Annotated in this window: 22 protein-coding genes; 11 read left to right on the top strand and 11 right to left on the bottom strand. The window is 73.3% G+C overall.

Annotation, left to right across the window (positions count from 1 at the left end; all coding sequences use genetic code 11):
* Nucleotides 1–87: 87 nt before the first annotated feature.
* A complete protein-coding gene (locus tag BLV96_RS38430) occupies nucleotides 88–717 on the top strand; it encodes a TetR/AcrR family transcriptional regulator (protein WP_086679195.1) in 630 nt (209 codons plus the stop codon).
* Between the two features lie 175 nt (nucleotides 718–892).
* Nucleotides 893–1,720, top strand: coding sequence for a DUF11 domain-containing protein (locus tag BLV96_RS38425; protein WP_086679196.1), 828 nt, complete (start codon nucleotides 893–895; stop codon nucleotides 1,718–1,720).
* A 62-nt stretch (nucleotides 1,721–1,782) separates the two neighbouring features.
* Here BLV96_RS38425 and BLV96_RS38420 read toward each other — a convergent pair whose 3' ends face one another.
* Together BLV96_RS38420 and BLV96_RS38415 are read right to left on the bottom strand one after the other, a co-directional pair.
* Complete coding sequence (locus tag BLV96_RS38420) at nucleotides 1,783–2,529, bottom strand: trypsin-like serine peptidase (protein ID WP_086679197.1); 747 nt, start codon at nucleotides 2,527–2,529, stop codon at nucleotides 1,783–1,785.
* A 115-nt stretch (nucleotides 2,530–2,644) separates the two neighbouring features.
* Nucleotides 2,645–3,298 (bottom strand): rhomboid family intramembrane serine protease, encoded by a 654-nt coding sequence (locus BLV96_RS38415; protein ID WP_086679198.1) that lies wholly within the window; start codon nucleotides 3,296–3,298, stop codon nucleotides 2,645–2,647.
* 95 nt (nucleotides 3,299–3,393) lie between these two features.
* Between BLV96_RS38415 and folP the strand changes: the two genes are divergently transcribed.
* The gene (folP, locus tag BLV96_RS38410) at nucleotides 3,394–4,272 is read left to right on the top strand and encodes a dihydropteroate synthase (RefSeq protein ID WP_086679199.1); all 879 of its coding nucleotides are present in this window, start codon (nucleotides 3,394–3,396) and stop codon (nucleotides 4,270–4,272) included.
* Here the strand turns inward: folP and BLV96_RS38405 are convergent.
* A complete protein-coding gene (locus BLV96_RS38405; RefSeq protein WP_086679200.1) occupies nucleotides 4,262–5,320 on the bottom strand; it encodes a methyltransferase in 1,059 nt (352 codons plus the stop codon). The genes folP and BLV96_RS38405 overlap by 11 nt on opposite strands.
* A 166-nt stretch (nucleotides 5,321–5,486) precedes the next feature.
* Between BLV96_RS38405 and BLV96_RS38400 the strand changes: the two genes are divergently transcribed.
* Genes BLV96_RS38400 through BLV96_RS38390 form a run of 3 tightly spaced genes read left to right on the top strand, consistent with a single transcriptional unit; the run spans nucleotide 5,487 to nucleotide 8,361 of the window.
* Entirely contained in the window at nucleotides 5,487–6,614 is a 1,128-nt protein-coding gene (locus BLV96_RS38400; RefSeq protein WP_086679201.1) for a hypothetical protein, read from the top strand.
* Nucleotides 6,611–7,522 carry an ABC transporter ATP-binding protein gene (locus tag BLV96_RS38395; protein WP_086679202.1) on the top strand — a complete coding sequence of 304 codons (912 nt, stop codon included), beginning with the start codon at nucleotides 6,611–6,613 and terminating at the stop codon, nucleotides 7,520–7,522. Before BLV96_RS38400 ends, BLV96_RS38395 begins: the two co-directional genes overlap by 4 nt.
* Entirely contained in the window at nucleotides 7,519–8,361 is an 843-nt protein-coding gene (locus BLV96_RS38390) for an ABC transporter permease (protein WP_086679203.1), read from the top strand. Before BLV96_RS38395 ends, BLV96_RS38390 begins: the two co-directional genes overlap by 4 nt.
* Here BLV96_RS38390 and BLV96_RS38385 read toward each other — a convergent pair.
* From BLV96_RS38385 to BLV96_RS38375, 3 genes are all read right to left on the bottom strand, one after another.
* On the bottom strand, nucleotides 8,351–9,157 hold the full coding sequence (locus tag BLV96_RS38385; RefSeq protein WP_244180788.1) for an esterase/lipase family protein: 807 nt from the start codon (nucleotides 9,155–9,157) through the stop codon (nucleotides 8,351–8,353). The genes BLV96_RS38390 and BLV96_RS38385 overlap by 11 nt on opposite strands.
* Nucleotides 9,158–9,272: 115 nt before the next feature.
* Nucleotides 9,273–9,707: a hypothetical protein gene (locus BLV96_RS38380; protein ID WP_086679204.1), complete on the bottom strand. Its 435-nt coding sequence runs from the start codon at nucleotides 9,705–9,707 to the stop codon at nucleotides 9,273–9,275.
* Nucleotides 9,704–10,264 (bottom strand): RNA polymerase sigma factor, encoded by a 561-nt coding sequence (locus BLV96_RS38375; RefSeq protein ID WP_086679209.1) that lies wholly within the window; start codon nucleotides 10,262–10,264, stop codon nucleotides 9,704–9,706. Before BLV96_RS38375 ends, BLV96_RS38380 begins: the two co-directional genes overlap by 4 nt.
* Nucleotides 10,265–10,455: 191 nt before the next feature.
* Between BLV96_RS38375 and BLV96_RS38370 the strand changes: the two genes are divergently transcribed.
* Nucleotides 10,456–10,635: a hypothetical protein gene (locus tag BLV96_RS38370; RefSeq protein ID WP_086679205.1), complete on the top strand. Its 180-nt coding sequence runs from the start codon at nucleotides 10,456–10,458 to the stop codon at nucleotides 10,633–10,635.
* On the opposite strand, the gene BLV96_RS38365 is transcribed toward BLV96_RS38370, so the two are convergent.
* Nucleotides 10,632–11,576, bottom strand: coding sequence for an MBL fold metallo-hydrolase (locus BLV96_RS38365; RefSeq protein WP_086679206.1), 945 nt, complete (start codon nucleotides 11,574–11,576; stop codon nucleotides 10,632–10,634). The two genes, BLV96_RS38370 and BLV96_RS38365, sit on opposite strands and share 4 nt — an antisense overlap.
* Before the next feature lie 60 nt (nucleotides 11,577–11,636).
* Nucleotides 11,637–12,893, bottom strand: coding sequence for an RICIN domain-containing protein (locus BLV96_RS38360; protein ID WP_086679207.1), 1,257 nt, complete (start codon nucleotides 12,891–12,893; stop codon nucleotides 11,637–11,639).
* Nucleotides 12,894–13,305: 412 nt separating this feature from the next.
* On the opposite strand from BLV96_RS38360, the gene BLV96_RS38355 reads away from it, so the two are divergent.
* From BLV96_RS38355 to BLV96_RS38340, 4 genes are read left to right on the top strand one after another with little or no spacing between them, the layout of a single operon-like run.
* Nucleotides 13,306–13,782, top strand: coding sequence for a PTS sugar transporter subunit IIB (locus BLV96_RS38355; protein ID WP_091390128.1), 477 nt, complete (start codon nucleotides 13,306–13,308; stop codon nucleotides 13,780–13,782).
* 6 nt (nucleotides 13,783–13,788) lie between these two features.
* Nucleotides 13,789–15,408: a PTS system mannose/fructose/sorbose family transporter subunit IID gene (locus BLV96_RS38350; RefSeq protein WP_086674065.1), complete on the top strand. Its 1,620-nt coding sequence runs from the start codon at nucleotides 13,789–13,791 to the stop codon at nucleotides 15,406–15,408.
* A gap of 11 nt (nucleotides 15,409–15,419) precedes the next feature.
* Nucleotides 15,420–15,809: a PTS sugar transporter subunit IIA gene (locus tag BLV96_RS38345; protein WP_086674066.1), complete on the top strand. Its 390-nt coding sequence runs from the start codon at nucleotides 15,420–15,422 to the stop codon at nucleotides 15,807–15,809.
* Nucleotides 15,806–17,113, top strand: a complete 1,308-nt coding sequence (locus BLV96_RS38340; protein WP_086674067.1) for a hypothetical protein — start codon at nucleotides 15,806–15,808, stop codon at nucleotides 17,111–17,113. Before BLV96_RS38345 ends, BLV96_RS38340 begins: the two co-directional genes overlap by 4 nt.
* Here BLV96_RS38340 and BLV96_RS38335 read toward each other — a convergent pair.
* The 3 genes from BLV96_RS38335 to BLV96_RS38325 form a co-directional block, all read right to left on the bottom strand.
* Nucleotides 17,076–17,849, bottom strand: coding sequence for a hypothetical protein (locus tag BLV96_RS38335; RefSeq protein ID WP_086674068.1), 774 nt, complete (start codon nucleotides 17,847–17,849; stop codon nucleotides 17,076–17,078). The genes BLV96_RS38340 and BLV96_RS38335 overlap by 38 nt on opposite strands.
* A gap of 38 nt (nucleotides 17,850–17,887) precedes the next feature.
* The gene (locus BLV96_RS38330; protein WP_086674069.1) at nucleotides 17,888–18,655 is read right to left on the bottom strand and encodes a GntR family transcriptional regulator; all 768 of its coding nucleotides are present in this window, start codon (nucleotides 18,653–18,655) and stop codon (nucleotides 17,888–17,890) included.
* Nucleotides 18,656–18,949: 294 nt separating this feature from the next.
* Nucleotides 18,950–22,033: an AfsR/SARP family transcriptional regulator gene (locus BLV96_RS38325; RefSeq protein ID WP_086674070.1), complete on the bottom strand. Its 3,084-nt coding sequence runs from the start codon at nucleotides 22,031–22,033 to the stop codon at nucleotides 18,950–18,952.
* Nucleotides 22,034–22,174: the final 141 nt, after the last annotated feature.

The following is a 22,174-nucleotide window of genomic DNA, read 5'->3' as shown; positions in this document are numbered from 1 at the left end:
CTGGCTCCTCGATCAGAGTGGAACGGAATGCTTCGTTCCGAACCGTAGCAGACCGGAACGATCCGTTCCAGTGCTAATCTCCGGGGCATGCCCGAGACAGCCCTGCCCGGCCGCCGCGGCCAGGCCGCCCGCAACAACCTCGTCATCCTCGACGCCGCGCGCTACGTCTTCCTCGCGGACCCGAAGGCGCCCATCTCGAAGGTCGCCGAGCGCGCCGGCGTCGGCATCAGCGCCCTCTACCGGCGGTACCCGAGCAAGGAGCTCCTGCTCTGCCGGCTCTGCCACGAGGGCTTGCGCACCTACATCGCCGAGGCCGAGGCCGCCGACGAAGAGCCGGACGCCTGGACCGCGCTGACCGGCTTCCTCGAACGGGTCGTGGACGCCGACGTCCACTCGCTGACCGTGCACCTCGCCGGCACGTTCACCCCGACCGCGGAGATGGGGGCCGACGCGCGGCGCGCCAACGAGCTGTCGGCGGGCCTCTTCGCGCGGGCGCGCGGCACCGGGCGGCTGCGCGAAGACGCCGTCACCGAGGACATCGGCATGATCCTGGAGTGCTGCGCGGCAATCCGCGTCGACGACCCGGAGCGCACCGGGCAGCTGCGCCGCCGGTACCTGGCGATGCTCGTCGAGGGGCTGGAAGCGGGAAAAGACCGCGTGCTGCCCGGTCCGCCGCCGCGCCCGGGTGAGATGAACGGCCGCTGGCACCCGTCCTGACGGCCCTCGCGCGACGCGTCCGGATGGCGGTAACGATTGCCCGTTTCACGACGACTGATCAGCGTCGGATGTCCACGAATACCACGCAGCATCAGTCAGAGCGGCATTCCCCGGACGGAACAGCGAGACCACGACTATGCACAGACCCTGGCGACGGACCACGATCCTGTCCTCGGTGGCCGCACTGGCCACGGCGTTCATCGCGCTGGCGCCCGCCGCGCAGGCGGAAACGCCCACGAGTGCCGTCGATGTCAGCACCACCACCGTGGTGCCCGGACAGACCTTCACCGTCACGCAAACCATTCACAACGACCGCGATTTCACGGTGACTTTCGCGAAGGGTGCCATTTACGGCAACCCGACCGCGATCACCGACGTCGTCGATGTCGTGTCCTGCACCAACACCACGGCGGTCGGCTGCTTCCAGGCCGGCAGCAGCTACCGCGCCGCGTTCGGCGACCTCGAGGCGGGCGGCACGAAGACCACGGTGTGGACCCTGAAGGTCAAGGACACCGCGGCGCCCGGGCAGTTCACGCTGCAGCACCAGTTCGTCGGCGACAACTACGCCTTCGACATCCTCGACGGCCCGGTCATGACGATCGCCGACCCGGCGACCCAGGCCGACGTCAAGGTCGGGCTCGCCGCGACCGGCCACGGCGGCCTGAACGCGCGCATCGACTACACGGTGACCGTGACGAACAACGGCCCGGCGGCCGCGTCGGGGATCCGCGTGGTGGCAACGTATGCGTCCGGCCTGTCGTACGCGAGCGGCACCGGCTGCGCCCGCGCCGGCAGCACCCGGAACGTGAACTGCGACGTCGCGTCGCTGGCGCCGGGTGCCTCGGCGACGGCGAAGTTCTCGGTCAACGGCGGCCTGCTGGCGCTCGGCTCGTACACCACGACCGCGGTGCGCACGGCCAGCTCGCCGGCCGATCCCAACGGCGCCAACGACAGCGCGTCCAAGACGTGCTCGGCGCTCACCGGGCTCATCGTGACCTGCTGAGGGTTCGCGAGAGGTGAACCGGGCTCGTGTCCTCCGCCAGGGACGCGGGCCCGGTTCGCGTTTCAGCTGGTCGCGGACGCGTACAGCTTCGCGATGTCGTCGTCGAAGTACGCGCTGTAGGAGACGTCCGGGGTGTCGCCGCCGAGCTCGTAGCCGCCGATGACCCCGATGACCGCGCCGTCGGCGACCCACGGCCCGCCGCTGGTGCCGTCCGGGAAACCGGGGCACGCGACGCGTTGCTGATAAGTGTCGGACCGCGTGGTCGTTCCGGTGCACACCACCGGGGAATCGGTCGTGTCGGGGTACCCCGTGAGGGTGATCGTGTGGTCGAATCCGCGATCGGTGCCGAGGACGTTCGCGCCGGTGAGGCTTTCCAGCGACGCCGGATTCCCGGCCTGCCGGACGGTCAGGAACGCGAAGTCCAGATCCGGATCCGCCGACGACGTCCAGCCGTCCGCGACGGCGACATCGGTGACCGTCCACATTCCCAGTGGCGCGACACCGTCGTGATAGGACGGAGCGAAGGACATTCCGTCTTTGACGCAGTGCGCGGCCGTCAGCACCAGGTCGCCGCCGCCGGAATGGACGACGCTCGCGGTGCAGAAATGGCTTCCGTTCGCGAACAACGCGCCGACCGGGGAAACGGTTTTCGCCGGCGCGGCGGAAGCGGGCGGAATCGGAGTGGTGACCGGGGCGCCGGCCGCGTAGGCGTCGTCGGCGGTCGTGTCCGTGCCGGCGACCAGGCCGGCGCCGAGCACCAGCACAGCCGCCGCGGCCACGAGCGCGGGCCTCAGGAACTTGATCGCCACTGTTCCAGATCACCACACCGGCGCCCGCTCGGCAGCGCGGCGAAGCGGATGCACAGCGACTTCACAGCGGCTCACAGCACGGACACGGATTCCGGCCGTGCCCGGTTCGGTCGCCCTAGCCGAAGTTCTTCGGCAGCAGCGTGGTCGCCGGGTCGGGCGAGGTGACCGCCTTCGGGCGCTTGTCCCGGAACAGCCAGCCGCCGATGATGCCGCCGGCGAAGCCGAACAGGTGACCCTGCCAGCTGACGCCCTCCTGGCTCGGCAGCAGCGACGCGAACTGGTACGCGAAGCACAACGCCATCACCAGGCCGATCACGATGTCGATCGGGTGCCGGTCGAACAGGCCGCGCACGATGATGTAGCCGAAGTAGCCGAACACCAGGCCGCTCGCGCCGACCGTGACCGAGTGCGACGGCGAGATGAACCACACGCCCAGACCGCTGGCGATGATGATCAGCACGCTCACGCCGAGCCACTTCTTCACCCCGCGGTAGGCGGCGAGGAAGCCGAACACGAATAGCGGCCCCGAGTTGCCCTCGATGTGGCCCCAGCCGTAGTGCAGGAACGGCGAGCTGAAGATCTCCGGCAGCGACGCCGGGTCGCGCGCCTCGATGCCGAACTCGCGGCTCAGGTCGTAGCCCGTCGGCGCGTTGATCAGCTGGATCACCCAGATGACGGCCAGCAGGCCGACCATCACCCACAAGGCCTTCTTGGCCTCGGCGATCATCATCTCGGCTTCGCTGCGGGCCGGGCCCTCGCCGCTCGTCATCTCGTTCCCCCCGCTCGGTGTGCGCCCGAGGATAACCGGACCGCGGCGCCGGACGCGGCGTTCCGGACCGAGCCGTGACCTGGCAGGGTTGGGGTATGACGTCACCCCGGCCGGAGACGGTCTTCCGCGGCCGCCGCATGCCCGGCGACCGCGCGCTGGTCATGGCCATCGTCAACCGCACGCCCGACTCCTTCTACGACAAGGGCGCGACCTTCGCGCGGAACGCCGCGCGTGACGCCGTGGACCGCGCGGTCGCGGCGGGCGCCGACATCGTGGACATCGGCGGGGTGAAGGCGGGCGAGGGGCCCGAGGTCGACGTCGACGAGGAGAGCGCCCGGGTCGTGCCGTTCGTCGCCGAGGTGCGCGAACGCCACCCGGACCTGGTCATCAGCGTCGACACGTGGCGCCACGAGGTCGGCCGCCGGGTCTGTGAAGCCGGCGCCGACCTGCTCAACGACACCTGGGCCGGCGCCGACCCGAAGCTGGTCGAGGTGGCCGCCGAGTTCGGCACGGGCTACGTCTGCTCCCACGTCGGGGGCATGCCGGTGCGCACCGACCCGTACCCCGAGCCGACGCCCGCCCGCCCGTTCTGGCCCCGGTACGACGACGTGGTCGCGGACGTGGTCGCCGAGCTGACCACGGCGGCCGAACGGACGGTCGCGGCCGGGGTCCCGCGCGGCGGCGTGCTCGTCGACCCGACGTTCGACTTCGGCAAGAGCACCCGCCACGGCCTCTCGCTGCTCCGGCACTTCGACCGCCTGGTGGCGACCGGCTGGCCGGTGCTGGTCGCGCTGTCGAACAAGGACCTGATCGGCGAGACGCTCGACGTCGAGGCCCACGACCGCCTGGCGGGCACGCTGGCGGCCACGGCGATCGCGGCGCACGCGGGTGCCGCGGTCTTCCGGGCCCACAACGTCCGGGAGACGCGGGAAGCCGTGGAGGCGGTCGCGGGCCTGCTGTCCACTATGGACTGAGCCGCCACAGTGACGTGACTTCCGCGGCCCGCGCCCGGTACAGCGGGTCGGCGGAATCCACCGCACGCGGGTGCCGCGCCGGCGTCTCCAGCCTCCCAGCCACCCGCAGGCCCGCTGCCTCGATCCAGCCGAGCAGCTCGGAACGCGTCCGCAAGCCGACGTGCTCCGCCAGGTCCGACAACACCAGCCACGCCTCCCCGCCCGGCGTCAGGTGCCGGCGGGCCCGGTCCAGGAACCCCCTCAGCATCCGGCTGCCCGGGTCGTACACGGCGTGGTCGAGCCGCGTGCGCGGGCGGCCCGGCAGCCACGGCGGGTTCGCCACCACCAGCGGGGCCCGGCCCGGCGGGAACAGGTCCGTGCCGACGACTCGCGTGCGCGCGCCGAGGCCGAGGCGGGCCAGGTTCTCGGTCGCGCACGCGACCGCGCGGGCATCGGCGTCCGTCGCCACGACCCGGGCGACGCCGCGGTGGGCGAGCACCGCGGCCAGCACCCCGGTGCCGGTCCCGATGTCGAACGCCGAGGCGAGCGAAGGCAGGGGCGCCGCCGCGACCAGGTCGACGTACTCCTGGCGGATCGGCGCGAACACGCCGTGGTGCGGGTGGATCCGCGCGCCGAGGGCCGGGACGGCGATGCCCCGGCGCCGCCATTCCGCCGCGCCGATCACCCCCAGCAGCTCCCGCAGCGGTACCGCCGCGGGGACGTCGAGCGGGCCGTAGACCGCGGTGCACGCGGCCGAGACGTCCGGTGCCCGGCGCAGCGGAATCACGTGGCCGGGGTCCACCGGCACGTAGAGCAGCGAGAGCCGCTGCGCCCGCCGGGTGCGCCACGCGCGGTAGCGGGCGTAGTCGTCCGGCGGCGGCGGGGAGATCCGCCGGTTCACGGCGTCGAGCAACCGCCGCGCGGCGGGGTAGTCCCCGCGCCAGAGCAGGGCCGACCGCGTACGCAGGGCGGCGTCGGCGGAGAGGCGGTCGTCGGCGACGACCGCTTGGCGCGACGGTGGGGAAAAGAGCCGGCGAGGGGGTTCGCCGGGCACGACGAGCTGAGCCACGGGAAAGGGGTTTCCGTTCTTGCTGCGGGCACGGTGAAGCACCCGCGGGACGGGCGGATGTGCGGGAGTCCGGAGCCGGACTAGCTCAGGACCGCAGCATGAACGGGATTCGTCACCCCTCGACAGTAGCGGCCATGGCGTACAAAGGACGAAGAGGTGATGCCGGATGACGCCCTCGGTGGTGCGGCACGCGAAGCGGCGCCGGTGGGCGGTCGTCGCCGCCGTGGCCGCGGTGCTCGTGTCCGTGCCGTCGGTCGTCGCCGCGCTCGCCCCGGCCGGCGCGAGCACCGACCCGGCCCGGCTGCGCGAGCTCGTGCTGGCGTCCGCCGGAAAGCCGTACCAGGGGTACGCCGAAAGCGCCGGCTCGCTCGCCTTGCCGGAGCTGCCGAACCTCGCTCCCGTCACGGCCCTCTTCTCGATGCGGACGCCGATGCGCGCGTGGTACGCCGGACCCGACCGCTACCGCGTCGACATCCTCGGGACCGCCGGCGAACACGACGTCTACCGGCTCCCCGACGGCGAATACACCTGGGACTACGGCGACAACACGCTGACCGCGCTGGTCGGCGAGCCGAGCGTCCGGCTGCCGCGGGCCGCGGACCTGCTGCCGCCGGAGCTCGCGCGGCGGATCCTGGAGGCCGCCAAGGGTGACCCGGTGAGCGCGCTGCCGGGCCGCAACGTCGCCGGCGTCGCCGCGTCCGGGTTCCGGCTCGTGCCCGCCGACCCGGCCACGACGATCGGGCGCGTCGACGTCTGGGCGGACCCGGCGACCGGCGTGGCCGTGCGCGTCGAGGTCACCGCGCGGGGCCAGCAGGCGCCGATCCTGGTGACCGAGTTCCAGCAGCTCGAGCAGACGACGCCGGTCGTCGAGGCACCGCGGCCGGTGCCCGGCTCGGGGTACACGGTGGCGAGCGCCCCGGACGTCTCGAACGCGCTCGGCGCGCTGGCGCAGGCGCCGCTGCCGCCGACGCTCGCCGGGCGACCGGTGTCGTCGTCGAAGTTCGGCGGCGTGGAGGGCGCCGCGCTCTACGGCACCGGGCTGGCGGCCTTCGCGGTCATCGCCGTGCCGCGCGCGGTCGGGAACGCCGCGAGCGACGCCGCCGGGAAGGCCGGTGCGGTGCAGACCAAGCTGGCGGCGGGGACCGTGGTGCAGCTGTCGATCACGCCGTTGTCGCTCGCGATCGTCCGCGCGTCCTCCTTCCGCCGCTCCTACCTGCTGGCCGGCACGGTCACGCCGGACGTGCTGAGGACGGTCGCCGAAGAGCTGACGAACCTGCGCCGGGGCTTCCGATGATCGTCACGCGCGCGCTGACCAAGCGGTACGGCACCACGGTGGCCGTCGACGCCGTCGACCTGGCCGTCCGCGAAGGCGACCGCTACGGCTTCCTCGGCCCGAACGGCTCGGGCAAGACCACGACGGTCCGGATGCTGCTCGGGCTCGTGTACGCGACCAGCGGCGAGATCGAGGTGCTCGGCAAGCCCGTCCCGAAGCGGGTCGCCGAAGTGCTGCCGGAGGTCGGCGCGCTCGTCGAAGGGCCTGCCGCCTACCCGCACCTGTCCGGCCGGCGGAACCTCGCGCTGCTCGACGCCGCCGGGCGCGGCGGCGGCCGGCGCACCCGGCGGCGTCGCATCGACGAAGCCCTCGAACAAGTCGGCCTCGGCGGCGTCGACCAGCGGCCGGTCAAGGCGTACTCGCTCGGCATGCGGCAGCGCCTCGGCCTCGCCGGCGCGCTGCTGCGCAAGCCGCGGCTGCTGATCCTCGACGAGCCGACCAACGGCCTCGACCCGCAGGGCATCAAGGAGATCCGTGAACTGCTCGTCGAGCTGAACGCGGCCGGCACGACCGTGTTCCTGTCGAGCCACCTGCTGGCCGAGGTCGAGCAGCTCTGCACGCGGGTCGGCGTCGTCGACCGCGGGCGGCTGGTGCTGGAAGAGGAATTGTCGACGCTGCGGGCGGCGACCGGCCGGATCCTGGTCGGCACGCCGGACCCGGCCGAAGCGGCCGCGGTCCTCGACGGCCAGCTCGAGGCCCGCGACGGCGACCGCCTGGTCATCCGGCACGCCGACCCGGCCGCGTTGAACGCGATGCTCGTCGAAGCGGGGGTGCGCGTGACGTCGATCCGCGCCGAGCAGCGGACCCTCGAAGAGGTCGTCCTCGACGTGACGGGTCCGGGCTCGGACCGGTTCGGAGCCGCCGGGTGATCGCCGTCGAACTGCGCAAGCTCGCGCTGCGCCCGCGGGTGTGGGTCAGCGTGCTGCTGCTCTGCCTGCTGCCGGCGATCGTCGGGATCTTCCTGGCCACGGCCGACTTCGCGCCGCCACCCGGGCAGGGCGGGGCGTTCCTGTCGGCGGTGGTCAACGACGGCGCGCTGTTCCCGGCGGCCGCGCTCGCGCTCGTGCTGCCGCTGTTCCTGCCGATCGCCGTCGCGGTGGTCGCCGGGGACTCGATCGCGGGGGAGGCGTCGAGCGGCACCCTGCGCTACCTGCTGGTGCGCCCGGTCGGCCGGACGCGGCTGCTCGGCGCGAAGATGGTCGCGCTGGCCGTGTACGTGACCGCGGCGATCGTGATCGTCGTGCTGACTTCGCTGGTGCTCGGGGTGATCCTGTTCGGCACCGGCGGGACGCCGGGCGTCGCCGGGCCGGGCGGGCAGCCGACCGGCGTGACGTCGTTGTCGGGGCAGTCGCTCAGCTCGTCCGGGCTCGGCCTGCGGCTGCTCGGCGCGGTGTCCTACATCGTCGCGTCGATGCTCGGGTTCGCCGCGATCACGGTGTTCCTGTCGACGTTGAGCGACTCGGCGCTGGGGGCCGCGCTGGGTGGGCTGGCCGTGCTGATCACCAGCTCGGTGCTGGAAACCCTGGACGCGGCGGCGTCGGTGAAGCCGTACCTGCCGACGCACTACTGGCTGTCCTGGATCGACTTCTTCAGGGATCCCGTGCTGTGGCGCAACATCGACCACGGGCTGCTGCTGCAGGCCGGCTACATCGTCGTGTTCTTCGGCGCCGCGTGGGCGAACTTCGCGACAAAGGACGTCACGAGCTGAGGCACTCCGTGGGGGCTTCGAGCGGGCCGGTGCCGAGGGCCTGCAGGACCAGCTCGGTGACGGCGGGGTCGGTCGGGAGGTCGCCGTGGCCGGCCTGGTTGCCGGGGCAGACCTGCTGGAGGGCGACGTTGACGGCGCCGTCGAGCCGGGCGGACTCGGGAGGCGTGACGGTCTCGTCGCGTTCGGTCCACACCGAAAGCCACGGCAGCGTCGCCGGGATCGGTTCCTTCGCCAGCTCCTGCATGAGCGTGCTGCCCGGCGCCAGCTGGACGCACGCCGTGGGGCAGGCGCCGGGGACGAGCGCGCCGCCGGCCGCGGCGAGGCCGGTGCCGTGCATCGGCGCGCCGAGCGTGACGACGCGGCGGGCCTGGTGGTCGCCGCCGTCGCGGCTGACCCACAGCCGGGCCACGACGCCGCCGGCGGAGTAGCCGATGATGTCCACCGAAGGTGCTCCGCGCGCGTACGCGTTCTCGACGGCTTCGGCCAGGACACCGGCCTGTTCGACGAGGTCACCGGTGCCGTCGCCGGCCAGGGTGAGGACCTCGGTGGTGCGCCCGGTGGTCTGCCGGATGCGGGCGGCGAGCTCGTTCAACGCGCCTTGACCGCCGCCGTAGCCGGGGACGAGCAGCACGGGCCCGGGCCTGGCCTGGTCGGGCACGCCGGACTGCGGCGCGGCGCTCGTCCCGGTGGCGGCGAGGACGGACGCGACGAGCACCGCGACGGCCGCCACGCCGACGCCGCCCATGAGCAGCCGCCGCCGCGGGCTGATTCCGCGCCACCAAGCCGTGATCCGCACGGTTCCATGATGCCCCGGGTCGGCTGAAGGGCACCTTCGACGCATGTGGCGCGCTGAGGGGCACCTTCCTCACGTCAGATGCACTGAAGGTGCCCTTCAGCCGCGCGGGAACGGGTCAGAGACTCGTCCAGCCGGTGGTGACCGTCGTACCGTCCGCCGCCGTCACCTTCACCCGCGTCGCCGCGCGGGGCAGACCGGTCGCGGTGAACCAGCCGTCGGGATCGATCGGCCGGACGTGCCGCTCGCCCGCGGTCTCGATCACCGCGTCGCCGGCCGCGCCCGTCACCAGGCCGCGCAGCGTGACGCGGCCGTCCTCGTACTCGGCCTGCAGCTCCACCGACACCCGGGCCGAGTCGAACGACAGCAGGCGGACGTCGCCGCCGCGGACCGCGCCCGCCGCCACCTCCGAGTCGAAGGCGAGTTCGGCCAGCTCCGCGTCGAGGTCGCGGGTGGCCAGCGCCGCGCGGGCCTGGCGCAGCACGAGGCCGGGCACCGGGTCCGCCTGCTCGGCGGCCGCACGCAGCTCGTCCAGGAGTTCGTCGTCGGTCACGTCCGGTCCTCCGTTCCGAGCCCGGCCGCCCCGGCCCGCTCCCGCAGCCGGGCCAGGCAGCGCTGCCGGGTCGGGCCGATGCTGCCGACCGGCATGTCGAGGGCCGCCGCCACGTCCGCGTACGACGGCGGCGGCGTCGCCATCAAGACCCGGAGCAGCTGCCGGCACTGTTCCGACAACGTCGCCAGCGCGCGCCACAGCGTGGCGTTGCGCTCGTCGAGCAGCAGGGCCGCGTCGACGCCCGGGTGGCCGGCGGGCTCTTCGGGCCAGTCCCGGTCGTCGGACGGCCGTTCGCGCCCGGCGCGGCGCAGCTGGCGGAGGCACTCGTGCCGCGCGGTCGTCGCGAGCCAGCCGGGCAGGCGGTCCGGTTCCTTGATCCGGCCGAGGTTCTCGACGAGCTTCAGCCACGTCGTCTGGACGACGTCGGCCGCGTCGGCGTCCGAGAGCCGGTGGCCGCGCGCGATCGCCCACAGCAGGCTCGTGTACCGGTCCACCAGGGTGTCCCAGGCCTCCTGGTCGCCACGCGCGGCCGTTTCGAGCAGGGTCGTGGTGTCCACCGCACCTCCGATCGACCCGCTCAGCCTAGCCATCAGCCGGTACTCCATCGGGGGATTCCTTCCGGTCGTCCCCCCCCCGCTCATCCGATCCGCGGCGGCCCGCGGAAATACACCCGATCGCGCTGAACCGCGCCGTCGCGGGCGCCGTGTGCCGGGGTGGGAGTGTGGAGACAAAACCGGGGTGAGCCGATATGCGGATCCGGAAAATACTGCTCGTCATACCGTTGCTGGTGCTGGACCTGGTCGCCTGCGGGCGGCCGGTGACCGGCGTGAAGGTGGGCAAGGCGGTGCCGGTGCCCTCGAGCATCGGCGTACCCGCCTGCACGTGGCTCGGGGACACGCCCGTGGCGCCGGAAGTGGTGCGGCTCTAGGAGATGCGGCGGACCGGTTCCCCGCCGAGCACGCAGTCGAGGTCGATCCGGCCGCCGGCCGCGGCGAGGACGGCGTCCACGGCCAGATCGACGTCGAGCTTGCGGCCGTGCTGGTCGGCGTACGCGCGCATCAGGTTGCCGATGTGTCGTTCGGGGTTGCGCCAGTGCGGCCAGCGCAGCGACGCCTGGTTCGCCAGCCGCGTGAAGTCCGTCTGGCGCTCGGTCACCTCGAGCAGCCACTCGAGGTAGACGCGCATCGCGTGCAGCGCGCTGTGGCCCGGGGTCGCCACCGGGCCGTGGCCGGGCACGAGCGTCCGAGGGCGGAACGTGTCCTGCAGCCAGTCGAGTGCGCTGAGCCAGCCCGGGACCGAGCCGTGCACCGCCAGCGGCGTGTCGCCGATGTAGACGAGGTCGCCGGTGAAGAGCGTGCCCGAGCGCGGCTCGTGCACCACGAGGTCGCCCGCGGTGTGCGCGACACCAGGCACCGCGACGACGTCGGCGACCGCGTCGCCGAGGTCGAGCCGTTGCCAGCCCGGCACCGGCTTGACCGCGGCCGGCTCCGGCGGCTCGAGCACGCCCCACTGGGTGTAGGTGAAGACGTTCCCGTAGGTCTGCGGCCCGGCTTTGACGAGGTCGACGCTGCCGGGGGCGGCCAGTGCCGTCCCGCCCTCGCGCAGCGCGACCCCGACGCCGTTGTGGTGCTCACCGTGCGCGTGCGTGACGACGACGGTGAGTTCCTGCTCGCCCGCGTACTTGCGGACGTCGCGCACCAGCTCCAGCGTCGCCTGCTCGGTGCCGCAGGTGTCGACCAGCACGACACCCTCGCTGCCTTGGATCCACCCGCTGTTGGAGACGAACCATTCGGCCGGCGACTTCACGTACGCGACCACCCCCGGGCGCGCGTGCCGGAGCGGGACGATGTTCGAAGTGACGGCCGGCATGGTTCCTCCCCTGGACTGACGAAGCGGATAACGACGGGGGCGCGGGCAGGTTGCGGCGTTTTACCCCGCGATAACCCAACGCTGGTTGGCCGCCGCCGAGCAGGCCCAGATCTGCAGGCGGGTGCCGTCGCCGGTGGACCCGCCGGGGGCGTCGAGGCACTTGCCCGACTGCGGGTTCAGCAGCGTCCCGTCGGACCGGGCCTGCCAGTTCTGGGCGCCGGTCGTGTTGCAGTCCCACAGCTGGACGAGCGTGCCGTCCGCGGTGCCGCTGTTCGAGACGTCGAGGCACTTGCCGAGGGCGCGGACGGTGCCGTTCTGCCTCGTCCAGCGCTGCGCGGCGGTGCTGTTGCAGGTCCAGAGCTGCACGGCGGTGCCGTTGGCGGTGCCGCTGTTGGACACGTCGACGCACTTGCTGTTGATCCCCGTGATGGTGCCCGCCGGGTAGGGCGTGCCGCTGGAGATGAGGTACGCGCTGTTCGCGACGTTCCAGTGTGTCGCCAGGTAGCTGCCGGGGGCGGGGTTGGTGTTGAAGTAGTCGTCGCCGAGGCAGTCGAACTGGTTCTCCGGCGCGCCCGGGCAGACCTTCACGAGGGTGCCGGGCGGGTTCGGCAGGCCGCCGTCGTCGTAGCACATGATGTCCTCGTCGTCCCAGCAGTGACCGAAGGCGCTGGAGTGCGGCGCGCTGCCCTGGACGGCACCGAGGGTGTGCAGGAGCTCGTGCCCGGTCGCCTGCCAGGACCAGCACCCGGTGCCGACGGTGGCGTAGTGCGGGCCGGCGTTGTAGGGGTTGCCCGAGCCGGGGCTGTCGTTGCCGCCGTTGCCGAAGGCGAGGCCGCAGCCGTCCTTGTCGTACCAGACGATGTACTTGCGGTCGGCGCGGTTGTAGCCCTGCGCCTTGATGGCGTTGGTGATGGTGTCGACGGTGGCCATGTCGTTCTGGGCGATGACAACGTTGTTCACCGTGGCGCGGCAGCTGGAGTCGGTGACGTACCGGACGTGCCGCACGCCCCCGCCGAGCCGGTAGGCGGCCTCGACGAAGCCGTCGTCGATCTGGCTCGCGAAGGTCTGGAACTGACCGGCGAACTGGGCGTAGCGGTCGGCTTGGCCGGCGCCGCGGACGTAGAGGGCTTGGACGCGCTTGCCGCTGGTGCCGTCGCCGTCGCAGACGGTGGCTTTCACCTGCGCTGTTTCCTGTTTGCGCAGGTGATCGGGGAGCGGCTCGGTGCCATCGCCTGCGGCGGCGGCCGAGGGGAGCAGCGAGCCGGCGAGGAGGAGGGCGCCGCTGAGCACGGCGAGGCGCAGGGATCTCGCGGTCATGGGGGAGTTCCGCCTTTCCCGGTACGGCAGGGGACGAGAAGTGCGGTCTAGACCACTGAGGATGATAGGCAGGGGGTGACCGGGCTGTCACTGACAAGAACGGACAGCCTGGAGTGAATCGCCCACGGGTTCGCCCGGCCGGTCTATTTCGGTCGACCGATTGAAAATGATCTTCGTACCGATCATCGGCGCAGGTCTTGACAGTCGATCTCGTACGTCCATACTGGTATATACCTTTATGGGAGGGTCCGGGTAAATCCGAGGGGGCTTCGCGCTCGCCGGCCGACGGAAGGTCTGAGGGGTCCTTCCGTCGGCCGCGCGAAGCCGTCGTTGAACACCGCCGGTCACGGACAGCGTTGACACAACTACTGGTACGAACCAGGATGGACGCTGCGCGGCCGGGAGGAGACACATGGCGGGGGTACACGTCCGGATCGACAACCGGCTGGTCCACGGGCAGGTCACCGTCGCGTGGACGCGGCGGCTCGGCGTGCGCCGGCTGGTCGTCTGCAACGACGACGTCGCCGCCGACGACCTGCAGCGGATGCTGCTCCCGCAGGCCGCCCGCGGGCTGCCCACCGACGTCTTCACGATAAAGCAGACGCTCGAGACCACCGAAACCCAAGGCGTCATGATCCTCGCCAAGGATCCCGATGACGCCTTTCGCCTGGTCGAAGGCGGCCTGAGACCCGAAACCGTCAACGTCGGGAACGTCGCCCCGCGCCCCGGCACCACCTACACCATGGTCACGCGCTCGATCGCGGTCACCGCGGACGAGGCCGACGCCTACCGCAAGCTGGCCGCGTCCGGCGTCCCGCTGGTCACCCAGCTGATGCCGCAGGACAAGCCCGCCGAATTCGTCCCGTTGCTCGACCGGAAAGGGCTTTAGCCCCGCATGCTCGTCGCGCTGGCCCTGACCCTCTGGGCGATCTACTGCACCTACGACGGGCTCGGCCCGTTCCTCATCTACGCCCAGCGCCCGCTCATCGCGGGCTCCGTGGCCGGGCTGATCGTCGGGCACCCGCTGCTCGGCCTGCTGATCGGCGCCACCCTCGAACTCGCCGCGCTCGGCGTCTACACCTACGGCGGCGCGACCATCCCGGACTACCAGACCGGGGCGATCGTCGGCACCGCGCTGGCCGCGGGCGCCGCCGGGGACACGTCCGCGCAGGTCGCCATCGGGCTCGGCGTCGGGCTGCCCGCCGCGATCCTGCTCTCCGCGCTCGACCCCGTCGGCAAGATCATCACCACCGCGCTGGTCCACCGGGCCGACGGCTACGCCGCCGACGGCAACGCCCGCGGCCTCGCCGTGATCCACTGGGTCAGCCTGGTGCCGTGGGTCGCGGTGCGCGCGATCCCGACGTTCCTCGCCGCGCTCGCCGCGTCCGGTGGCCTGGTCAAGGACATCACCACGAGCATCCCCGCCGGGTTCGTGCAGGGCATGACGCTCGCCGGGTCGCTGCTGCCCGCCGTCGGGTTCGCGCTGCTGCTCGGCATGATGGAGCTCTCGCGGTACTGGTACCTGCTCCTCATCGGGTTCGTCGCGTTCGCCTACCTCCACGTGCCGCTGCTGGGCATCGCGCTGATCGGGGTCGCGGTCGCGATGCTGTTCGTGACGCTGAAGCGTGACGAACCCGCGATCGAAATAGCCGGAGAAGCCGACAGCGAGTCCACTGTGGACGCGCGGCTGACCAAGCAGGACCTGCGCCGGGTGTTCCGCCGGTACTTCTGGTCGAGCCAGATCTCCTGGAACTACGAGCGGATGCAGGCGCTCGGGTTCGCGTACTCGATGGAACCGGTGCTGCGCCGGCTCTACCCGGAGAAGGCCGACTACGTCGCCGGCCTGCAGCGGCACCTGCAGTTCTTCAACACCTCCGTGCTTGTCGGCGGGCCGCTGATCCTCGGCTCGAGCGTCGCCCTCGAGGAGGCCGGGACGCCGAAGTCGGCGGCGAGCACCAAGGTCGCGCTGATGGGCCCGATGGCCGGCATCGGCGACACCGTCGTCTTCGCGCTGTACAACAGCATCGTCTTCACCATGGGCGCGTCGTGGGCGCTGCAGGGCAACTGGCTCGGCCCCGCCTTCGCCGCGGTGATGGTCCTCGTGCCCTACGCGCTGATCCGGCGCTGGCAGTTCGGGTTCGCCTACCGCGAGGGCAAACGGCTGGCCGGCCACCTCGCCGCCGGCGCGCTCGCCCGCGTCGCGCAGGGCGCCACTGTGCTCGGGTTCGTCGTGCTCGGCGGCTTCATCCCGTCGATCGTCAAGGTCGTCACCACGCTGACCTACCGCCAGACCACGACGGTCCAGGGGCAGCCGGTGACCCAGGCCGTCGCGATCCAGGACCGGCTCGACGAGCTCGTGCCGTTCCTGCTGCCGGTGCTCGTCACCGCCGGGGTGTACCTGCTCACGGCCAAGGCCCGCCTGCGGCCCGTCTGGATCATCGCCATCGTCGTCGTCGCCGGGGTCATCCTGGGGTGGCTCGGCTGGTTCGCGCCGTCGGCCCCGGCAAAGGGTTAGGAGACACCGCCATGTCCGTCCCGATCGTCCTCGCCGGGCACGGGCGGCTGCCCTCCGGCGTGGGGGAAGCCGCCGAGATGATCCTGGGGCCGCAGTCGCGGCTGAAGGTCTGCGAGCTGAGCCCGCACGACAGCCCGGAGGAGTTCGGCGTCCGGCTGCTCGCGCTGCTCGGCGAGGCCACCGAGGCACTCGTGCTCGCCGACCTGCACGGCGGTTCGCCGTTCAACGCCGTGCGCGCGCTCACCGCCGTGCACCCGCGCATCCAGCTGGTCTCCGGGCTCAACCTGCCGATGCTGCTGGAAGTCCTGCTGCACACGACCGGCGACGTCACCGAGCTGGCCGGGGTGGCGCGCGCCGCCGGCCGCGACGGCGTCGTCGACATCCTGGAATCGACCTGGTGACCGCCGCGCTGCTGCTCGCCGCGCAAGACGTCCGGATCACGCCGGGGCCCGGGCACCCGCTCGGCGGCTACCTGGCCCGGCACGGCGTCGCCACCGGCACGCACGACGACCTCGAGGCGTCGCTGATCTGGCTGTCCACCGAGGACGACCCGGGCGTGCTGTGGGTGGCGCTCGACGCGCTCGCGGTCGACGCCGGCCTCACCCGCACCCTGGCCGACGCCGTCGCCGCGGCGGTGGGCATCGACCCGGAGCGGGTGCTCGTCTGCGCGTCGCACACGCATTCCGGGCCCGAGGGCTGGACCGGCCCGCTGCACCCGGGGCTGCCCGGGCAGCGCGACGCCGGGCTGGTCGGCCGCATGGCGGAGACGGTCACCGGCGCGGCGCTGCGGCTGCGCGCGTGCCGCGGCCGCGTCCGGGCCCGCTGGCACGCGGGCTCGACCGAGGCCGTCGGCGGCAACCGCTACCGGCCGGACGGGCCGCACGACACGTCGTTCGGCGTGCTCGAACTGCGTCGCGACGACGGATCGCCGGCCGCGCTGCTGTTCGACTACGCGAGCCACCCGACCGTCCTGGGGCCGGACAACCTCACCTGGTCGGCCGACTGGCCGGGCGCGACGCGGCGCGAGCTGGCGGCGCTGATCGGGCAGCCGGTCTCGGCGTTCCTGCAGGGCGCGGCCGGGGACGCGAGCTCCCGGTTCGTCCGCCGCGGCCGCGACCACGCCGAGGTCCGCACCCTCGGCGGCCACCTGGCGACGTCGATCGCCCGGACGCTGGCGGAGGCCTCGCCCGGCGCCGAGACCGGCCCGGTCCGGATGACGCGCTCGGCGCTGCACCTTCCTTACCGGGACGTGCCGACGCTGGAACACAGCCTGGAGCTGCGGGAGACGGCCGAGCGGGAGTGGCAGCGCGAACTGGCGCACCACGGCGAAGACCACCCGGCCGTCCGGATCGCGCAGACGCGCTACGAAGGCTGCGCGATGCTCGCGGCGATGGCGGCCACCGACCGGCCGACGGGCTGCGCGGAGGTCCCGGTCAGCGTCGTGACGCTGGGGGAGATCGCCTGGCTGCACACGCCGTTCGAGCTGTTCGCGTCGCTGGGGCTGCGGATCCGGCGGGGCAGCCCGTTCCGGCACACGCGGGTGATCGGCTACTCCGACGGCTACCTGGGCTACCTGCCGGACGCCGACGGCCACCGCGACGGGATCTACGAGTCGTACGTGACGCTGTTCGAGCCCGACGCCGGGGACAAGCTGGTGGAGCACTGCGTCAAGCTGCTGCGGGCTCATCGGGCGGACCCCACCTAGGCCAGTCGAGGGGGAACCCGAAGCCGAGCACGGTGACGCCCAGCAGCCCGGCGCCCACCAGGAAGAACACCGTGCCGAGCGACGGGTTCACGTCTTCGGGCAGCATCGGGCGGACGAACCGGCCGCGGTCGTGCGCCACGGTGAACCGTTCTCCCGGGACGGTCTCGACCATGCCGCGCAGGTCACCGCGCAGCGGCGTCGAGCCGCCCGGGAGGACGAGCGGGACGGGGTGGCCGGGGCTCGCCGGCGCCACCTCGATCTGCGTGAGCGCGCCGCGGTGGGTCAGGACCAGCTCGGTCACCAGGCCGGAGCCGGAGAGGGCCAGGACGGCCAGGCCGAGCATGCTGAACGTCAGCTGGCCGAAGTCCCCGCCCCACACCCAGGCGCCGCGCCACCAGGCGACCGCCCACAGGGCCGCGGCGAGCACGCCGAACCCGGCCACGAGGACGGTGGTCTCGCCGAGCCGGGTCTCCTGGTGCGCGGCCCAGACCGAGATCGCCGCCGAAGCGGCGAGGAGGCCGGCGAACACCAGCCGGCGGCACGTCTTCCGCCAGCGCCAGCCCGGGTCGTCGGCCGGCACCCGGCGGCGCGGCTCGGGCTTGGCCTTCACCTCGGCCTTCGGCTTGGCTTTGGGCGACGGGTTCGTGCGGGGCCGGCGGGCGGACCACGCCGCGAGCGCGGCCGTCGACCCCAGGAGGGCGGCGGTGAGGGCGAAGAACCTGGTCCGGCCGGCCATGCCGGTAGCACGCGAAAGGGACGCCGGGGGTTGCCCCGTCAGGCCGGGCTGCGCCGCGCCTGCGTGAAGACGGTGTAGCGGTCCGCGCGGTAGAGCGACCGGCCCGCCTCGATGACGCCGCCGCTCTGGTCGTGCAGGGTGCCTTCGATGATCAGGCACGGCTGGCTCGGCTCGATGCCGAGCAGGGCGGCGTCGCCGGTGTCCGGGAGGACCGCCGAGATCGCCGTGTCGTTCCACTCCGCCTGGACGCCCCAGCGCTCCTCGATCGTGCGGTGCAGGGACTGCGTCTCCCAGTCGAACAGCTCGATGCCCGGGAACCGGTCGACCGAGAGGTTGGTGCGCTCGACGGCGAACGGCTCGTCGTCGACGTACCGCAGCCGTTCCAGGTGGAACACGCGCGCGCCCGGCGGGACGTTGAGCCGGCCGGCGAGCCGCGGGAGCGCGGACTCGACCTCGGCGTGCAGCACCTTCGTCTTCGGGACGACGCCGCGGGCCTTCATGTCCTCGGTGAACGAGGTCAGCATGTCGATGTGCGCGGCCTGGCGTTCGGCGGTGAAGGTGGCGGTGCCGTGCTGGCGGTAGAGGACGCCGTCGGAAACCAGGCGGTTGATCTCCTGCCGCACGGTGCCGCGGGCGACGCCGAAGTGCTCGGCGAGGAACCGTTCGGACGGCATCAGCCGCCCGGGCCCGGCGTCGGTCGCGACGCTTTCCAGGATCTCGCGCAGCTGGTCGCCCTTCGGCCGCCCCGGCTGCAGCGCGTCCGGGAGCCGGAGATCGCTCGCGGGGACGTGTTTCGGACGGGGCATGGGTTCAGTATGTCGCGAGGCCGGCCGGTGGGTAACACCGCTCATCCGGTGGCGCGACGGTGGAGGCGGCGAGGTGGCGACGTTCGGGCGCAGGTCCGGGCTGCCGACGGGGCCAGCGGGTCTGCGCGATCGGTGGACGGCGGTTGGTCCGGCGGCGACCGGGGCCGGTCAGGAGCGGCGCGGCTCGGCCGGCGATCTCCGATCCGCGGGCTCACCGGCTGTGGCTGCCTCGGGTCGGCCGGCGGCTCGGGCCGGCGCTTCCGCATCCGCTCCGGCGAAGCTCGCGCGATCAGCTCAGCCCGTTGCGCGGCGAGCGAGATCGGCCAAGAACCGCTCGGCCACCGCTTCCCCCGTCACGTGCCCGACCGACCGGTACAACCCCCGCGCCTCCCGCGCCGTCCCCGCGGCCAGCATCGGGCGGCCGGCCGCGCCCTCGACCGCCGCCAGTCCCAGCAGTGCCTGGGCCTCCAGCAGCCGGTACCCGCCGGCGCGGGCCGCGTCCAGGGCCGTGCGCGCGTGCTCGCCCGCCTCCGGAACCCGGCCTGCCGCCGCCAGCACCCACGCCAGCGTCGCCGATGCCTCCGCCAGCTGGCCCCGCAGCCCCGACTCCACCGCCAGCTGGCGGGCTTCCGAAAGCACCCGCTCCGCCAGCTCCAGATCACCACCGGCTTCCGAGGCGCGGCCCAGGGCGATCAGCGCCGCCGCCTCCACCTGGCGGTCGCCGTCGCGGCGGACGCGGTCCAGGGCTTCCTCGGCCGTCCGGGCCGCCGACGCGTGCTCGCCACGCGCACTCCGCAACGCGCTCAACGCCGTGAGCGCCGTCGCCTCGCCGAAGCTCGAACCCAGGTCGCGGAACACCGCCAGGGACTGCTCGGCCGCGTCGCCCGCCTCGTCGAACCGGCCCGTCTCCAGCTGCACCCACGCGAGGTCGGCGAGGTTCGCGGCTTCCCAGAACCGCAGGTCCTCCCGGCGGCACAACGCGATCGCCTCGCACAGGCAGTCCTCCGCCTGTTCCAGCCGGCCGAGCTGGCGGTAGTGGCAGCTCAGCGAGTTCAGCGCGAGCGCCTCGCCCGAGCGGTTCTCCAGCTCGCGGAACAGCTGGATCGCGCGGCGGCTGTGTTCGACCGCCTCCGACAGCCGGCCCGTCCACTCCAGCATCGACCCCAGGTTCGCGACCGCCGTCGCCTCGCACTGGCGCCAGCCGCACGCCCGGCTGGCCAGCACCGCCTTCTCCGAGTGCCGGATGCCCGCCTCGTGCTGGCCCTCGCGGAAGTACGCGCCGCCGACGGACAGGTGCACCAGCGCCTCGGCCGGCTGGGCGCCGTGCTCGCGGGCGGCACGCAGCACGATCGGCGCGAGCTCCAGCCACTCCGCGCGACGGCCGTGGTCGTGGAAGAAGCGCCGCAGCGCGTCGGCCAGGTACCACGCCGCCGGGTACGGGCCGCGCGTCGCCGCCAGCCGCAGCGCCGCCGCCAGGTTCGTCGCCTCGACGTCCAGCCAGGCCACGGCGGCCGCCGCGTCGGCGAACGCGATCGGGCTCGGCGCCGCCGGGGCGTCTTCGCGGGGCAGGGTGACGATCCGCGCGCCCAGCAGGGCCACCGCGGCGTCGGCGGCCGCACAGTAGCCGGTGAAGAGCCGCTCCCACGCCTTTTCCCGCGCGATCTCGTCTTCGTCGGCGCCGACGCACCGCTCGGCGTAGCGCCGCGCGAGGTCGTGGAACCGGTAGCGGCGGGGCGCGTGCGCCTCGATCAGGTTCGCCGCGGTCAGCCCGCGCAGCCGCCGGGCCGCCTCCTCGGCCGGGACGTCGAACAGGGCCGCCGCGGCGATCGCCGTGAAGTCGGCCCCGGGCACCAGCGCCAGCAGCCGGAACGCGTGCCGCAGCCCGGGCGGCAACGCCTGGTAGGACACCGAGAACGCCGTCGCGACAGCGCTTTCCTCGGCACCGTCGAAGCCGAGCTGGGCCAGGGGGTCGCCGCGCAGCTCCTCGACGAGCTCGCCGAGGCTCGCGACGCCGGTGTTCGCCGCGGCGATCCGCAGGGCGAGGGGGTGGTGCCCGCACAGCCGGGCGAGCTCGTCCGCCGCGTCCGGCTCGGCGGTGGCGCGGTCGCCGAGCAGCGCGGTCAGCAGCGCGCGCGAGTCGTCCTCGGGCAGCTGCGCCAGGCCCAGCGCCCGGGCGCCGGTGCGCGCGACGAACTCGTCGAGCCGGTGGCGGCTGGTCACCAGCACCCGGCCCGACGACGGCAGCAGCGGCAGCACCTGGGCGGCGTCGCGGGCGTTGTCCAGCACGACCAGCGCCTGCCGGTCGGCCAGCAGCGAGCGGTAGAGCTTGCTCTGGTCGTCGACGCCCGGCGGCACGTCCCGCAGGTCGACGCCGAGGGTGCGCAGCAGCTGGGCGAGCGCGGCGGCGGGGGTGAGCGGCTCGTCGTCGGCGTCGAAGCCGCGCAGGTTCACGTACAGCTGACCGTCGGGGAAGCGCGCCCGCGCGGTGTGGGCCCAGTGCACGGCCAGCGCGGTCTTGCCGACGCCGGCGGTGCCCGTGATGACCCAGACGTCGCCGGGCTCGTCGAGCGCGGCCAGTTCCGGGGCCCGGCCGGTGAACCCGCGGACGTCCAGCGGCAGCTCGGCGGGCCGCGGCACGACCGGGGCCGCGGCGGGCGCCGGCTCGCCTTCGCCGCGCAGGATCCGCAGGCGCAGGTCCTGCAGGGCCTGGCCGGGTTCGATGCCGAGCTCGTCGACCAGCAGCTCGTGCGCCCGCGCGTAGGTTTCGAGGGCTTCCGGGCTGCGGCCGCAGCGGTGCAGCGCGAGCATCAGCGCGGCCCGCAGGCGTTCGCGGAACGGGTGTTCGTCGACGAGCCGGCGCAGCTCCCCGACGACCTCGCCGTGGCGCCCCGAAGCCAGTTCCTGCTCGTACAGCTCCTCCAGTACGACCAGCCGGCGTTCGGCCAGCGCCGGGCCTTCGTGCGCGGCCAGCGCTTCGCTGACCCCGCCGAGCGGGGTGCCTTCCCACAACGCGAGCGCGGCCCGCAGGTGCGTGACGGCGGCCGGCCCGGACGTCGCCCGGGCCAGCGCGACCTCGTCGTCGAACACGTCGAGGTCGCGGTCGCCGGGCGCGACCTCCAGGACGTATCCGGGCGCGCGGCGGACGATCGCATCCCGGCCGAGGAGCTTCCGCAGCTCCGAGATGTGCACCTGCAGCCGCCCGCGGACGCTCGGCGGCGCGTTCTCGCCCCAGGTCAGGTCGATGAGCCGGTCTTCGCCGACCACGCGGTTCGGGTTCAGCAGGAGGGCGGCCAGCACGGACGTCTGCTTCTGGCCACCGGGCCGGACGGCGCCCGCATCGCCGAGGACCGTGACCGGTCCGAGCAGGCGGTAGCGCACGAGTAGCCCCCAGAAGGCCGACCGAAGCGGAACGGAAGTGCCGTCATCGACCCTACTGTGCGGCTCGGTGCCGATCCGACCGCAGTCACGGCCACAACTCCGCGGCGACGGTTGCGTGCCGCCGCGGGGCGGCCTGCTTTG

It is taken from the genome of Amycolatopsis pretoriensis, from assembly GCF_900107925.1.
Classification (GTDB): domain Bacteria; phylum Actinomycetota; class Actinomycetes; order Mycobacteriales; family Pseudonocardiaceae; genus Amycolatopsis; species Amycolatopsis pretoriensis.
Note: the sequence above shows the minus strand (reverse complement) of the source record. Positions and strands in the feature narration are given on the sequence as shown.

Excerpts from the sequence above, each read along its gene's own strand:
- BLV96_RS38330 (WP_086674069.1), bottom strand. The coding sequence starts at position 18,655 with ATGCCCCGTCCGAAACACGTCCCCGCGAGCGATCTCCGGCTCCCGGAC.
- BLV96_RS38415 (WP_086679198.1), bottom strand. The coding sequence starts at position 3,298 with ATGACGAGCGGCGAGGGCCCGGCCCGCAGCGAAGCCGAGATGATGATC.
- BLV96_RS38400 (WP_086679201.1), top strand. The coding sequence starts at position 5,487 with ATGACGCCCTCGGTGGTGCGGCACGCGAAGCGGCGCCGGTGGGCGGTC.
- folP (WP_086679199.1), top strand. The coding sequence starts at position 3,394 with ATGACGTCACCCCGGCCGGAGACGGTCTTCCGCGGCCGCCGCATGCCC.
- BLV96_RS38395 (WP_086679202.1), top strand. The coding sequence starts at position 6,611 with ATGATCGTCACGCGCGCGCTGACCAAGCGGTACGGCACCACGGTGGCC.
- BLV96_RS38360 (WP_086679207.1), bottom strand. The coding sequence starts at position 12,893 with ATGACCGCGAGATCCCTGCGCCTCGCCGTGCTCAGCGGCGCCCTCCTC.
- BLV96_RS38345 (WP_086674066.1), top strand. The coding sequence starts at position 15,420 with ATGTCCGTCCCGATCGTCCTCGCCGGGCACGGGCGGCTGCCCTCCGGC.
- BLV96_RS38430 (WP_086679195.1), top strand. The coding sequence starts at position 88 with ATGCCCGAGACAGCCCTGCCCGGCCGCCGCGGCCAGGCCGCCCGCAAC.
- BLV96_RS38365 (WP_086679206.1), bottom strand. The coding sequence starts at position 11,576 with ATGCCGGCCGTCACTTCGAACATCGTCCCGCTCCGGCACGCGCGCCCG.
- BLV96_RS38370 (WP_086679205.1), top strand. The coding sequence starts at position 10,456 with ATGCGGATCCGGAAAATACTGCTCGTCATACCGTTGCTGGTGCTGGAC.
- BLV96_RS38355 (WP_091390128.1), top strand. The coding sequence starts at position 13,306 with ATGGCGGGGGTACACGTCCGGATCGACAACCGGCTGGTCCACGGGCAG.
- BLV96_RS38350 (WP_086674065.1), top strand. The coding sequence starts at position 13,789 with ATGCTCGTCGCGCTGGCCCTGACCCTCTGGGCGATCTACTGCACCTAC.
- BLV96_RS38335 (WP_086674068.1), bottom strand. The coding sequence starts at position 17,849 with ATGGCCGGCCGGACCAGGTTCTTCGCCCTCACCGCCGCCCTCCTGGGG.